This is a genomic window from Bordetella genomosp. 10 (assembly GCF_002261225.1).
Taxonomy (GTDB): domain Bacteria; phylum Pseudomonadota; class Gammaproteobacteria; order Burkholderiales; family Burkholderiaceae_B; genus Bordetella_C.
Genome location: NZ_NEVM01000001.1, coordinates 1,938,305 through 1,951,911 on the forward strand (window position 1 = coordinate 1,938,305; position 13,607 = coordinate 1,951,911).

8 protein-coding genes, 2 tRNA genes and 3 rRNA genes are annotated in these 13,607 nt (G+C 60.7%); 8 read left to right on the forward strand and 5 right to left on the reverse strand.

The genetic code is table 11. The features are described from left to right. Positions 1-762: 762 nt before the first annotated feature. From CAL29_RS08470 to rrf, 5 genes are all read left to right on the forward strand, one after another. A 16S ribosomal RNA gene (locus tag CAL29_RS08470) occupies positions 763-2,293 on the forward strand. Positions 2,294-2,412: 119 nt separating this feature from the next. Further along, positions 2,413-2,489 (forward strand) — tRNA-Ile (locus CAL29_RS08475). 35 nt (positions 2,490-2,524) lie between these two features. Then, positions 2,525-2,600, forward strand: a tRNA-Ala gene (locus CAL29_RS08480). Between the two features lie 334 nt (positions 2,601-2,934). Beyond that, positions 2,935-5,817 (forward strand): 23S ribosomal RNA (locus CAL29_RS08485). A 227-nt stretch (positions 5,818-6,044) separates the two neighbouring features. Next, positions 6,045-6,157, forward strand: a 5S ribosomal RNA gene (rrf, locus tag CAL29_RS08490). Together the 16S, 23S and 5S rRNA genes with 2 tRNA genes alongside form the textbook arrangement of a ribosomal RNA operon. A 189-nt stretch (positions 6,158-6,346) precedes the next feature. Here rrf and CAL29_RS08495 read toward each other — a convergent pair. After that, the gene (locus CAL29_RS08495) at positions 6,347-7,063 is read right to left on the reverse strand and encodes a GntR family transcriptional regulator (protein WP_094852437.1); all 717 of its coding nucleotides are present in this window, start codon (positions 7,061-7,063) and stop codon (positions 6,347-6,349) included. A gap of 178 nt (positions 7,064-7,241) precedes the next feature. On the opposite strand from CAL29_RS08495, the gene CAL29_RS08500 reads away from it, so the two are divergent. The 3 genes from CAL29_RS08500 to pcaB are packed head-to-tail and all read left to right on the forward strand — an operon-like array spanning position 7,242 to position 11,195. Continuing rightward, positions 7,242-8,564 carry a cation:dicarboxylate symporter family transporter gene (locus tag CAL29_RS08500; RefSeq protein ID WP_094852438.1) on the forward strand — a complete coding sequence of 441 codons (1,323 nt, stop codon included), beginning with the start codon at positions 7,242-7,244 and terminating at the stop codon, positions 8,562-8,564. Between the two features lie 49 nt (positions 8,565-8,613). Then, positions 8,614-9,798: an enolase C-terminal domain-like protein gene (locus tag CAL29_RS08505; protein ID WP_094852439.1), complete on the forward strand. Its 1,185-nt coding sequence runs from the start codon at positions 8,614-8,616 to the stop codon at positions 9,796-9,798. Positions 9,799-9,833: 35 nt separating this feature from the next. Next, positions 9,834-11,195: a 3-carboxy-cis,cis-muconate cycloisomerase gene (pcaB, locus tag CAL29_RS08510; RefSeq protein ID WP_373559722.1), complete on the forward strand. Its 1,362-nt coding sequence runs from the start codon at positions 9,834-9,836 to the stop codon at positions 11,193-11,195. Here pcaB and CAL29_RS08515 read toward each other — a convergent pair. The 4 genes from CAL29_RS08515 to CAL29_RS08530 all read right to left on the reverse strand — a co-directional run bounded on the left by CAL29_RS08515 (position 11,183) and on the right by CAL29_RS08530 (position 13,481). After that, positions 11,183-11,593 carry a YchJ family protein gene (locus CAL29_RS08515; RefSeq protein WP_094852441.1) on the reverse strand — a complete coding sequence of 137 codons (411 nt, stop codon included), beginning with the start codon at positions 11,591-11,593 and terminating at the stop codon, positions 11,183-11,185. The two genes, pcaB and CAL29_RS08515, sit on opposite strands and share 13 nt — an antisense overlap. A 14-nt stretch (positions 11,594-11,607) precedes the next feature. Beyond that, on the reverse strand, positions 11,608-12,237 hold the full coding sequence (locus tag CAL29_RS08520) for a glutathione S-transferase family protein (protein WP_094852442.1): 630 nt from the start codon (positions 12,235-12,237) through the stop codon (positions 11,608-11,610). A gap of 47 nt (positions 12,238-12,284) precedes the next feature. Next, a complete protein-coding gene (locus CAL29_RS08525; protein WP_094852443.1) occupies positions 12,285-12,959 on the reverse strand; it encodes a glutathione S-transferase family protein in 675 nt (224 codons plus the stop codon). Between the two features lie 129 nt (positions 12,960-13,088). Continuing rightward, a complete protein-coding gene (locus CAL29_RS08530) occupies positions 13,089-13,481 on the reverse strand; it encodes a hypothetical protein (RefSeq protein ID WP_094852444.1) in 393 nt (130 codons plus the stop codon). Positions 13,482-13,607 lie beyond the last annotated feature (126 nt).

Below are 13,607 nucleotides of genomic sequence, written 5' to 3' on the forward strand. Positions count from 1 at the left end.
CTGCCTGGCCATAGCCAGGACAGGTCTCTATCTCTATATATAGATAGGACCGAGGCAAGCTGTGGATGGGACCAAGGCAAGCGGATCCGCCTGCCGGCAGGACCGGGATACGGATTCAAAAAAATTTGCGGGGGGCGCCTGCAAGCTTCAAAAAGCTGTGCTATAGTCTCGCACCTTCGCTGCTCCAACACGAAAACGCAACGACGAAACAGTAGGAATAACCCTCGGTTTCGACGAAGCAAAGTCGGAGTGAGGCAACGAAGATTGAAGTGAGAAGAAGCGGTTGACGGTTGAGCGCACAGCGCCGCCCGACACGGTTTCAGCGAGATCCGGCAACGGATCGAGCAAGGCTGCATTCAGATGCAAGGCGGTGACTTCGACGAAGCACGCAGCGTTTGAAGGAAGTAAAAAAGTTCAGAAATGAATTTGACAACTTCGAAAAACTGCTTCATAATCTCGTTTCTCTGCTGCTGACACAGCGACGCGACGAAAGCCGCCCAGCAAGTCAGGTAAACAGCAGGCAGTACGTAGTACCGAATTCAGCAGTACCGCTCTTTAACAACGAAACAACCGATAAGTGTGGGCGCTTGATGCGGATCGCGCGACCGTCGAGCAATCGATGGCGCCAACGAAATCAAGTGCTCACAAAGAAGTAAGAAATGCGAGACAAAGCAATTTGTCTTGGTTCTCACTTCCTTTGAGCAAATGCGAAATGCGTCCTTGGTCTGGCTTGCTGGATTAGAGGGCGCGCAAACAGAGATTGAACTGAAGAGTTTGATCCTGGCTCAGATTGAACGCTAGCGGGATGCCTTACACATGCAAGTCGAACGGCAGCACGGACTTCGGTCTGGTGGCGAGTGGCGAACGGGTGAGTAATGTATCGGAACGTGCCCAGTAGCGGGGGATAACTACGCGAAAGCGTAGCTAATACCGCATACGCCCTACGGGGGAAAGCGGGGGATCGTAAGACCTCGCACTATTGGAGCGGCCGATATCGGATTAGCTAGTTGGTGGGGTAAAGGCTCACCAAGGCGACGATCCGTAGCTGGTTTGAGAGGACGACCAGCCACACTGGGACTGAGACACGGCCCAGACTCCTACGGGAGGCAGCAGTGGGGAATTTTGGACAATGGGGGCAACCCTGATCCAGCCATCCCGCGTGTGCGATGAAGGCCTTCGGGTTGTAAAGCACTTTTGGCAGGAAAGAAACGGCGCTGGTTAATACCTGGCGCAACTGACGGTACCTGCAGAATAAGCACCGGCTAACTACGTGCCAGCAGCCGCGGTAATACGTAGGGTGCAAGCGTTAATCGGAATTACTGGGCGTAAAGCGTGCGCAGGCGGTTCGGAAAGAAAGATGTGAAATCCCAGAGCTTAACTTTGGAACTGCATTTTTAACTACCGGGCTAGAGTGTGTCAGAGGGGGGTGGAATTCCACGTGTAGCAGTGAAATGCGTAGATATGTGGAGGAACACCGATGGCGAAGGCAGCCCCCTGGGATAACACTGACGCTCATGCACGAAAGCGTGGGGAGCAAACAGGATTAGATACCCTGGTAGTCCACGCCCTAAACGATGTCAACTAGCTGTTGGGGTTTTCGGACCTTGGTAGCGCAGCTAACGCGTGAAGTTGACCGCCTGGGGAGTACGGTCGCAAGATTAAAACTCAAAGGAATTGACGGGGACCCGCACAAGCGGTGGATGATGTGGATTAATTCGATGCAACGCGAAAAACCTTACCTACCCTTGACATGTCTGGAATGCCGAAGAGATTTGGCAGTGCTCGCAAGAGAACCGGAACACAGGTGCTGCATGGCTGTCGTCAGCTCGTGTCGTGAGATGTTGGGTTAAGTCCCGCAACGAGCGCAACCCTTGTCATTAGTTGCTACGAAAGGGCACTCTAATGAGACTGCCGGTGACAAACCGGAGGAAGGTGGGGATGACGTCAAGTCCTCATGGCCCTTATGGGTAGGGCTTCACACGTCATACAATGGTCGGGACAGAGGGTCGCCAACCCGCGAGGGGGAGCCAATCCCAGAAACCCGATCGTAGTCCGGATCGCAGTCTGCAACTCGACTGCGTGAAGTCGGAATCGCTAGTAATCGCGGATCAGCATGTCGCGGTGAATACGTTCCCGGGTCTTGTACACACCGCCCGTCACACCATGGGAGTGGGTTTTACCAGAAGTAGTTAGCCTAACCGCAAGGAGGGCGATTACCACGGTAGGATTCATGACTGGGGTGAAGTCGTAACAAGGTAGCCGTATCGGAAGGTGCGGCTGGATCACCTCCTTTCAGAGCGAAGCGTGATTGGTGTCAAGCGTTCACACTTATCGGTTGTTGATATGGCTGGATCGGTGGCAGGGCAGAGAGGTTTATTTGTCTGTCATCCACAGCGGATCCGATGATTAATTGGGTCTGTAGCTCAGTCGGTTAGAGCACCGTCTTGATAAGGCGGGGGTCGTTGGTTCGAATCCAACCAGACCCACCAGGTTTTACGCGGCGCGGTGTATGCGACGGGTAAATGGGGGTGTAGCTCAGCTGGGAGAGCGCCTGCTTTGCAAGCAGGATGTCATCGGTTCGATCCCGTTCACCTCCACCACGAATTGCTTGGGTAACCGGGCAAGTGGGTGAGTAGGCTGATCGTCGGGTCCGTGGAAAGCGAAGAGAGTCCAACGTTTAGGGCTGCATCGAGTGTGATGCAGGGTTAAACGTTGGGTTTTTAATCCAATAAAGCTGTATATCGTTCTTTAACAATCTGGAAGAAGCAAAACGACAATGTGTTCGTCGAGTAGTTCGAGTGATCGGACGAAAGGTGAATACGGGTTGTGATTGCATTAATAGTTCTAAAGCAATTTGGAACGGCACAAATGCGATGTCATGTCAGACATTGAATTGAAGGTGGTTGTTTGGTTGTATAGCCATTAGCGTTATAGGATCAAGCGACTAAGTGCATATGGTGGATGCCTTGGCGATCACAGGCGATGAAGGACGTTGTAGCCTGCGAAAAGCTGCGGGGAGCTGGCAAACAAGCTTTGATCCGCAGATGTCCGAATGGGGAAACCCACCGTCGCGAGACGGTATCCATGACTGAATACATAGGTCATGGAGGCGAACCGGGTGAACTGAAACATCTCAGTAGCTCGAGGAAAAGAAATCAACCGAGATTCCGAAAGTAGTGGCGAGCGAAATCGGAAGAGCCTTCACGTTTTAGCACGCAGGATAGTCGAACGGTATGGAAAGGCCGGCCGTAGCAGGTGATAGCCCTGTAGACGAAATTCTGGGTGTGGAACTAAGCGTGAGAAAAGTAGGGCGGGACACGTGAAATCCTGTTTGAAGATGGGGGGACCATCCTCCAAGGCTAAATACTCGTGATCGACCGATAGTGAACCAGTACCGTGAGGGAAAGGCGAAAAGAACCCCGGAAGGGGAGTGAAATAGATCCTGAAACCGTATGCATACAAACAGTAGGAGCCTCCTTGTGGGGTGACTGCGTACCTTTTGTATAATGGGTCAGCGACTTACATTCAGTGGCGAGCTTAACCGAATAGGGAAGGCGTAGCGAAAGCGAGTCCGAATAGGGCGATTCAGTCGCTGGGTGTAGACCCGAAACCAGATGATCTATCCATGGCCAGGTTGAAGGCACGGTAACACGTGCTGGAGGACCGAACCCACTAGTGTTGAAAAACTAGGGGATGAGCTGTGGATAGGGGTGAAAGGCTAAACAAATCTGGAAATAGCTGGTTCTCTCCGAAAACTATTTAGGTAGTGCCTCAAGTATGACTGCGGGGGGTAGAGCACTGTTATGGCTAGGGGGTCATGGCGACTTACCAAACCATGGCAAACTCCGAATACCCGCAAGTCCAGCTTGGGAGACAGAGCACCGGGTGCTAACGTCCGGACTCAAGAGGGAAACAACCCAGACCGCCAGCTAAGGTCCCCAATTATCGCTAAGTGGGAAACGAAGTGGGAAGGCATAGACAGTCAGGAGGTTGGCTTAGAAGCAGCCATCCTTTAAAGAAAGCGTAATAGCTCACTGATCGAGTCGTCCTGCGCGGAAGATGTAACGGGGCTAAGCGATAAACCGAAGCTGCGGGTGTGCACTTAGGTGCACGCGGTAGGAGAGCGTTCTGTAAGCCTGTGAAGGTGGCTTGTAAAGGCTGCTGGAGGTATCAGAAGTGCGAATGCTGACATGAGTAGCGATAAAGGGGGTGAAAAGCCCCCTCGCCGTAAGTCCAAGGTTTCCTGCGCAACGTTCATCGGCGCAGGGTGAGTCGGCCCCTAAGGCGAGGCAGAGATGCGTAGCTGATGGGAAGCTGGTTAATATTCCAGCACCGTCGTACAGTGCGATGGGGGGACGGATCGCGGAAGATCATCAGGGTGTTGGATGTCCCTGTTGCTGCATTAGAGAGGGCGCTTAGGCAAATCCGGGCGCATGACTCAAGGGTGTGGCGCGAGCGAACATGTTTCGCGAAGTGATTGGAAGTGGTTCCAAGAAAAGCCTCTAAGCTTCAGCTGTACGAGACCGTACCGCAAACCGACACAGGTGGACGGGATGAATATTCCAAGGCGCTTGAGAGAACTCGGGAGAAGGAACTCGGCAAATTGATACCGTAACTTCGGGAGAAGGTATGCCCCGGTAGTGTGAGGCGCCTGCGCGCTGAGCATGATGGGGTCGCAGAGAATCGGTGGCTGCGACTGTTTATTAAAAACACAGCACTCTGCAAAGACGAAAGTCGACGTATAGGGTGTGACGCCTGCCCGGTGCCGGAAGGTTAAGTGATGGGGTGCAAGCTCTTGATCGAAGCCCCGGTAAACGGCGGCCGTAACTATAACGGTCCTAAGGTAGCGAAATTCCTTGTCGGGTAAGTTCCGACCTGCACGAATGGCGTAACGATGGCCACACTGTCTCCTCCCGAGACTCAGCGAAGTTGAAGTGTTTGTGATGATGCAATCTACCCGCGGCTAGACGGAAAGACCCCATGAACCTTTACTGTAGCTTTGCATTGGACTGTGAACCGGCCTGTGTAGGATAGGTGGGAGGCGCTGAAACCGAGTCGCTAGATTCGGTGGAGCCGACCTTGAAATACCACCCTGGTCTGTTTGCGGTTCTAACCTTGGCCCGTGATCCGGGTTGGGGACAGTGCATGGTGGGCAGTTTGACTGGGGCGGTCTCCTCCCAAAGCGTAACGGAGGAGTTCGAAGGTACGCTAGGTACGGTCGGAAATCGTGCTGATAGTGCAATGGCATAAGCGTGCTTGACTGTGAGACTGACAAGTCGAACAGGTGCGAAAGCAGGACATAGTGATCCGGTGGTTCTGAATGGAAGGGCCATCGCTCAACGGATAAAAGGTACTCTGGGGATAACAGGCTGATACCGCCCAAGAGTTCATATCGACGGCGGTGTTTGGCACCTCGATGTCGGCTCATCTCATCCTGGGGCTGTAGCCGGTCCCAAGGGTATGGCTGTTCGCCATTTAAAGAGGTACGTGAGCTGGGTTTAAAACGTCGTGAGACAGTTTGGTCCCTATCTGCCGTGGGCGTTGGATACTTGACGGAGCCTGCTCCTAGTACGAGAGGACCGGAGTGGACGTACCTCTGGTGTACCGGTTGTCATGCCAATGGCATTGCCGGGTAGCTATGTACGGAAGAGATAACCGCTGAAGGCATCTAAGCGGGAAACTCGTCTGAAGATTAGGTATCCCGGGGCCTCGAGCCCCCTGAAGGGTCGTTCAAGACCAGGACGTTGATAGGTCGGGTGTGGAAGCGCAGTAATGCGTTAAGCTAACCGATACTAATTGCCCGTGAGGCTTGATCCTATAACCCTGATGGTTGGTCCGTGTGGCGCGAGTGAGTGGACCTCGTGCCGGCGGACACCAACAACCCCAACGATTCGACACGATGAAATCATCGTGACGTGGCATCGCGTGTGCAAAGCGATTGCAACCCATCGCCTGAATCTACGAACATACTGTTGTAAGCTTCTTCCCAGATTGGCGCGGCGTGGCTGGTTTACGAACCGGTTCACGACGTGCAACCCCTTACGCCTGACGACCATAGCGAGGTGGTCCCACTCCTTCCCATCCCGAACAGGACAGTGAAACGCCTTTGCGCCGATGATAGTGGACGGACGTCTGTGAAAGTAGGTCATCGTCAGGCTCTTATTGTGCAAACCCCCGCTGGTGATCCAGCGGGGGTTTGTTTTTATGCGCTCGGTTTATGCGCACGGAAAATAGCTGTGCTCGGTTGACGCGCACACGAACAAACAAGCCCTCATGCAAAGGCCCGCCTGGTCATCCAGGCGGGCCTTGTCTTTTCCGCTTGCCGCGATGCCGACGCCGGCGCCGCTCAGGCGCCGTTATGCCGGCGCAAGGTCAGCGCATACGTAAACCGATCGGCGGGAAATATGCTGACCGTCACTTCGAAAGGCGGCTGGCCGGCGCTGACATACCAGCGGGTGACTTCCAGCGCATGGGTATCGGGCTCCACGCCCAGCGCCGCCGCGGCGCGCGCGGGCACGCCGATGGCGCGTATCTCCTGCCTGACCTCGTCGACCGTACAGCCGTACTTGGCCTCGACCATCTCGCAGATCAGCCCCGTGCTCTCATACAGTTGCTCGCCCAGCCCCGCGCCGATATCCGGGTCCAGGTAGACGTCCGTCCAGCACAAGGGCGCGTCGGGTTTCTGCATGTCCACGCGCAGCATGGCCACCCGCATCCATTTTTGCAGGACGTCGCATTTCAATTGCGCGGCCAGCTCCGCGTCGCAAACGACCTGGTCGGTGCCCTGCACGTGCCGCTCGGTCAGCGTGGCGAACTGCATGAGGTCTTCGAGATCCGAGAGCGAACGCTCGTAGGCCTTGCGCGGCTGGGCCGATTCGACGCGGATGCCGGCGCGCTTGCGGCGCGAGATCAAGCCCAGGTTCTGCACCACCTGTAGCGCGGACCGCACGGTCGCCCGGCTCACGCCGTGTTGCTGGGATAGGTCGACCTCGCTGGGTAAGGCCGCGCCGACGGCCAGATGCCCCGTCCTGATCTGCGCGATGAGATCTTGCGCAAGCTCCATATAACGCGCGGCCACGTGTCCTCCCTGTGGTGTTCGTGCTGCCTTGTATGACGCGGACTCTACACGGAGCCGCGTTTCTTACCAAATCTAAGGGTAAACCCTGGTTTCTTCGCATCGTATTCGGCAATAAAGTACGGACTTAATAAATAAGTACGTACTTTATGTTCGGAGACTAAGCATGGAATTCCCGTCCGCCAACGCGGCTCCCCCTCAACCTCCCAAGCCGTTCTATGCCCGCCTGGGCTTCCAGATCACGGCCGGCATCGTGCTGGGCATTGCGCTAGGCTTCATCGATCCGCACCTGGGCGCTTCGATGAAGGTCCTGGGCGACATCTTCCTGCGCTTGATCAAGACCGTGGTCGCGCCGCTGGTCTTCCTGAATCTGGTACTGGGTATCCTGGCTGCCGGCGATCTGAAGAAAGTGGGCAAGATCGGCTTCAAGGCCCTGATCTATTTCGAGGTCGTGTCCACCATCGTGCTGGCGATTTCCATGGTGCTGGCGAACTACTCGGGCGTGGGCGTGGGGCTGAACCTGCAGCCGGATGCCGCCGCCCATGCCGCGGCGACCGCGTCCTACGGCAAGGCGGCCGCGCCGCAGGGCTTCGACGCCTTCCTGCTGTCCATGGTGCCGGACAGCTTCGTCGGCGCCCTGACAGGGCATTCCCTGTTGCAGGTCGTCGTGCTCGCCATCGCCTTCGGCGCCGCGGTGCTGATGCTGACCGCCAGGACGCGCGAGACGGTCGAGGGCGCGTTCACGACGATGTCCGACTGCTTCTTCAAGCTCACCGACCTCGTGATGCGCTTCGCGCCCATCGGCGCCTTCGGGGCCATCGCCTACGCGATCGGCGCCAGCGGCATGCAGGCGCTGATCTCGCTGGGCTACCTGCTGCTGGTCATGTACGCCATGCTGGCCTTCGTCGTCATCGTGGTGTTCGGCGTCATCCTGCGCTGCTTCGGCATGAACATCTTCCACTTCCTGCGCTACTTCAAGGCCGAGATCGGCATCCTGTTCGCCACCGGTTCGTCCGAAAGCGCCTTTCCCCGCATGATGGAAAAGCTGCAGGCGCTGGGCTGCTCCAAGCAGACGGTCAGCCTGGTCCTGCCCACGGGCTATGCCTTCAACCTGGACGGCACCTCGGTGTACCTGCCGCTGTGCGTCATGTTCCTCGCCAACGCCTACGGCGTGCCGCTCACCTGGGAACACCAACTGGGCCTGCTGCTCATCATGCTGGTGACGTCCAAGGGCGCGGCCACGGTGTCGGGCGGCACCTTCATCGTCTTCGCGGCCACGGTCACGGCCTCGGGCATCCTGCCCGTCGAGGGCCTGCCGCTGCTGTTCGGCATCAACCGCTTCACCTCGCAGGCGGTGTGCATCTGCAACGCCATGGGCAATAGCGTGGCCACGGTGGTCGTCGCCAAGCTCAACGGCGATTTCGACGAAGGCCTGGCCAAGGCCGAATACCACCGCGCGCTGGGCCGGCCGGTCAACGCATCCCTCTAGCGCTTTGAACAAACCCGCATTCGCCTGCACAAGAAAGGAAGTACGCAACATGAGAATTACCGCCATCCGGGAGATCTCGGTGCCGATGGAGGGCAACGTCGCCAATGCCTTGGTCAATTTCTCCGAGCATGACATCTCGCTGGTCGCGCTGGTCAGCGACGTGATACGCGATGGCAAGCCGGTCTGCGGCTATGCGTTCGATTCCATCGGCCGCTATGCCCAGGGCGGCATCCTGCGCGACCGCATGATCCCGCGCCTGCTCAACGCCGAGCCCGGCAGCCTGCTGGACGACAGCGGCCGCCGCCTCGACCCCGCCAAGGTCCTGCAAACCGCCATGCGCAATGAAAAGCCCGGCGGCCATGGCGACCGGGCCGCCGCAGCCGGCGCGCTGGAACTGGCCGCCTGGGACCTGAACGCCAAGCTCGACGACGAGCCGGCCCACGTGGCGATCTCGCGCCATTACGGCCGGCAGGGCAAGGCGGGGGGCGTGGACGTCTATGCCGCCGGGGGCTACTACTATCCGGACGACGGCGCGGGCGACGGCACGGCGCGCCTGCGCGAGGAGCTGCTGGGATATCGGGAGCAGGGCTACCGGGCCTACAAGATGAAGATAGGCGGGGCCCCGCTGGCGACCGATCTCAAGCGCATCGAGGCCGCGCTGTCGGTGGCCGGCGACGGCAGCCGCCTGTCGGTGGACGTCAACGGCCGCTACGACCTGGAGATGGCCTTGGCCTGCGCGCGCGCGATCGAGCCCTACAGGCTGCGCTGGTTCGAGGAAGTCGGCGATCCGCTCGACTACCAGTTGAACCGCTGCCTGACCGAGGCCTATCCGCTGCCGGTGGCGACCGGCGAGAACCTTTTCTCCCTGCCCGACGTGAACAACCTGCTGCTGTTCGGCGGCATGCGTCCGGGCAAGGACATCTTCCAGATGGACGCGGGGCTCTGCTACGGCCTGACAGAATACGCGCGCATGCTGGCGCTGATGGAGTCGCGCGGCTACGACCGCGCCCAGGCCTATCCGCACGGCGGCCACCTGATCAACCTGCACATCGCCGTGGGCCTGGAACTGGGCGGTTGCGAAGCCTATCCTGGCGTCTTCCAGCCTTTCGGCGGCTACCCCAAGGGCTGCGGCCTGGGCGGCGGGCTGGTGCGGCCCACCGACGCCCCGGGCTTCGGCCTGGAGGAGAAGGAGAACCTGCGGCCATGGCTGGCGCGGTTGGCGCAGGCGCATTGACATCCACTCACAATGACAAGGACGATTCCATGACGATGCCGACTTTCCAAGGGGCCACCACGGTCCTCGACTCCGTGCTTTTCCGCGATGCCTTCGGCACGCCGGCGATGCGCGAGGTCTTCAACGACCGCGCCCTGATCGAACGCTACATCGAAGTCGAGGTGGCGCTGGCCCGCGCGCAGGCGCGCTGCGGCGTGATCCCGGCCGACGCGGCCGCCACCATCGCCGAGCGCTCCCGCTACGCCGACCTGGACCTCGATCACCTGCGCCACGAAACCGACATCGTCGGCTACCCCATCCTGCCCCTGGTGCACCAGCTCGTGAAGCTGTGCGGCGACGACGCCGGCCGCTACGTGCATTGGGGCGCGACCACGCAGGACATCATGGACACCGCCGTGATCCTGCAGGTGCGCGCCGCGCTCGACCTCGTGGACGCCGACATCGCGGAGCTGCGCCGCATCCTCGCCGACCTCGCGGTCAAGCACCGCGACACGCCGATGGCGGGCCGCACGCATTTGCAGCAGGCCTTGCCCATTACCTTCGGCTACAAGGCCGGCATCTGGCTGGCCATGTTCGACCGCCACGCCGAGCGCCTGGCGCAACTGCGGCCGCGCGTGCTGGTGGGGCAGTTCGCGGGCGCGGCCGGCACGCTGGCTTCGCTGGGCGACCAGGGCCTGGCCGTGCAGCAGGCCTTGATGGAGGAGCTGGGCCTGGGCGTGCCCGCGACGACCTGGCACGTGGCGCGCGACGGCCTGGCCGAAGCCGTGAACTTCCTGGCGCTGGTCACGGGCTCGCTGGGCAAGATCGGGCTGGACGTGATGCTGATGGCCTCGACGGAGTTCGCCGAGGTCTACGAGCCCTTCGTCACCGGCCGCGGCGCCAGCAGCACCATGCCGCAGAAACGCAATCCGATTTCCAGCGAATTGATGCTGGCCGCCTCCAAGGCGGTGCGCCAGCATGCCGGCCTGATGCTCGACGCCATGGTGCAGGATTTCGAGCGCGCCACCGGACCGTGGCATGCGGAATGGATCGCCGTGCCGGAAAGCTTCGTGCTGTCCGCCGGCGCCCTGAACCAGGCCAGGTTCATGCTGGGCGGCCTGATCGTGGACGCGGCGCGGATGCGCGAGAACCTGGGCATTTCGCGCGGCCTGATCGTGGCCGAGGCGGTGATGATGGGGCTGGCGCCGCACCTGGGCCGGCAGCAGGCGCACGACGTGGTGTACGCCGCCTGCCGCGAGGTCAATGAAAAGGGCGGCACGCTGGCCGAGGTGCTGGCCGCCATGCCGGACGTCTCGCGCTATCTGGACCGCCCGGCCCTGGACCGCCTGACGGCGCCCGAAAACTACCTGGGCATGGCGCCGGCCATGGTCGACCGGGCCGTCGGTCAGCGCGGCTGAGCGCGTTCGTGGATGTCGCCGTCCACGTAGAACCAGCAGCCGTCTTCCCGCACGAAGCGGCTGGTTTCATGCAGCCGCTCGCCCTTGCCCTGCCAGCGGCTGCGCGCCACGAACTCGACCGTGGCATGGGTGGCGTCCTGGACCTCGTGGCGCTTGACCGTCAGCCCGAGCCACTTCAGCCCGGGCGGCGACGGCTCGATGGCCGCGGGCCGGGTGGACGGGTGCCAGGTGTCGCGCAGATAGCCGGCGAGATCCAGCACGAAGGCGCTGTAGCGGGACCGCATGAGCGCTTCGGCATCCGGGGCTTGCAGGCGTTGCGGACCGTTATGCCAGCGGCCGCAGCAGGCGGCGTAGGCGTGGCCGCCGCCGCAGGGACAGGCGAGGGGAGCGGCAGGCATGGAGACCCCGGGCTTCACTTGTCCAGCTTCACCTCGAAGCCGCGCTTGACGCCGGGGCGCGCCATCAGGGCCTCGTACCAGCGCTTCACGTTGGGGAAGTCGGCCAGGTCGACCTGGTGCTTCTCGTGGCGCCAGGCCCAGCCGACGATGGCGAAATCGGCCACCGACAGCGGACCCGCGACGAATTCCACCTCGGCCAGGCGGCGGTCCAGCACGCCATACAGGCGGCGCGTTTCGGCCAGGTAGCGCTGCGCGCCGTAGCGGCGGTCGGCCTCGTTCTCCAGGCCCAGGAAGTGATGGGCCTGGCCGGGCATGGGACCGAAGCCGCCCATCTGCCACATCAGCCATTCGAGCACCGGGATGCGGTCGGCCAGCTTGGCGGGCAGGAACTTGCCGGTCTTTTCCCCCAGGTACAGCAGGATGGCGCCGGATTCGAAGACGCTGACCGGCTTGCCGTCCGGGCCGTCCGGATCGACGATGGCCGGGATGCGGTTGTTGGGACTGATGCGCAGGAAGGCCGGCTGGTGCTGCTCGCCGTTGCGGATGTCGACCGGGTGCACGGTATAGGGCAGGCCCATTTCTTCCAGCGCGACGCTGATCTTGCGGCCGTTGGGGGTATTCCAGGTGTGGAGTTCGATGGTCATTGCGTGTGCTTTGCGATGGAAAACCAGGGATAGGCGGGCGTCGAGGGTCAGGTCAGCGCGGGGGCGACGTAGCGCTGGAAAGCGGGGCGCCGCTTCAGGCCGTCGTACCACTTCTGCACATTGGGCAGGGCCGGGCGCTGGATGCCGTCCAGGTCCAGGTAGCGGCGGCAGTAGGCGCCGAGCACGATGTCGGCGAGGGAGAATGCCTCGCCTTCGGCATAGGCGCGGCCCGCGAGGTGGGCGTCCAGCATCTGCCAGAGCTTGCCGCAGGCGTCGGCGGCCGCCTGGATGGCGGCCATGTCGCGTTCGGCCGCCGGCGTGCGCACCAGGCCCCAGAAGACGGAGCGTTCCGCGGGTTGCAGGGTGGACAGCGTCCAGTCCAGCCAGCGGTCGATGCTGGCGCGCAGGCGCGGCTCGGCGGGGTAGAGGCCGGGGCCGGATCCCGGTTTGGCCGATGCCGGATTGCCGGATCCCGGTAGGCCGGCCCCCCCGTATTGCAGGGCCAGGTACCGCAGGATGGAGTTGGATTCCCAGAGGACGAAGTCGCCGTCCTCCAGCGTCGGCACCCGGCCGTTGGGATTCATGGCCAGATAGGCGGGTTCGTTGTTGCGGCCGAATTGCAGGCCGGCATCGATGCGCTCGTAGGGCAGGCCCAGCTCGTCACAGCACCAGAGGACCTTTTGGACGTTGACCGAGTTCACCCGGCCCCATATCTTGATCACACGCGTCTCCTCGCGAAAACGCCAAGCTTGAACGCAAAGGCGCCGCGATGCAACGGTATCGAGACCGGCGCGGCGGCCGCATCATGCGGCGGCGCCGCGGCGATGCGCGCTTTCGGCGGCCTCAGCGCCTCAGCGGCGCAGCACCATCAGGGTCCACAGCGTGAACATGGCGATCAGGCCGATCCAGCAGCCCGCCCACAGGCCCATCAGCGGCCATTTCAGGCGCAGGGGCACCTTCTTGGGATCGACGTGGGCGAGGATGCGGTTGGCATAGCCGAACAGGCCGAAGCTCAGGCCCGGGAAAAAGAGGCGCAGGAAGTAGTCTTGCAGGATGCCCGCCTGGAGCGAGCGCGGCAGGCGCTTGAACGGCTGCTTGGCCAGCAAGGGGTGGCGCATGGTGTCGTTCAGCTCGTTCAGCTTGAACAGATAGATCGTCGCCAGGGAGACGACGGCAATGAAGAAACACGCGACAAAAACGTTGAACGCGACGGTCATCGCGTAGGCGAGCACGGGGGAGGACATGAGAAACGGAGTTGGACAGCTTTCAGGAAGCGGAAAGGGTAACCCGATCTCTTACATAATTCCTACATAAAAACGACGAGACTTCACAAAAAGTCCCAAATGGAGCCCCAAATAGAGCCCCAAGGG

Excerpts from the sequence above, each read along its gene's own strand:
- CAL29_RS08520 (WP_094852442.1), bottom strand. The coding sequence starts at position 12,237 with ATGACCATCGAACTCCACACCTGGAATACCCCCAACGGCCGCAAGATC.
- CAL29_RS08530 (WP_094852444.1), bottom strand. The coding sequence starts at position 13,481 with ATGTCCTCCCCCGTGCTCGCCTACGCGATGACCGTCGCGTTCAACGTT.
- CAL29_RS08495 (WP_094852437.1), bottom strand. The coding sequence starts at position 7,063 with ATGGAGCTTGCGCAAGATCTCATCGCGCAGATCAGGACGGGGCATCTG.
- CAL29_RS08500 (WP_094852438.1), top strand. The coding sequence starts at position 7,242 with ATGGAATTCCCGTCCGCCAACGCGGCTCCCCCTCAACCTCCCAAGCCG.
- CAL29_RS08515 (WP_094852441.1), bottom strand. The coding sequence starts at position 11,593 with ATGCCTGCCGCTCCCCTCGCCTGTCCCTGCGGCGGCGGCCACGCCTAC.
- pcaB (WP_373559722.1), top strand. The coding sequence starts at position 9,834 with ATGCCGACTTTCCAAGGGGCCACCACGGTCCTCGACTCCGTGCTTTTC.
- CAL29_RS08505 (WP_094852439.1), top strand. The coding sequence starts at position 8,614 with ATGAGAATTACCGCCATCCGGGAGATCTCGGTGCCGATGGAGGGCAAC.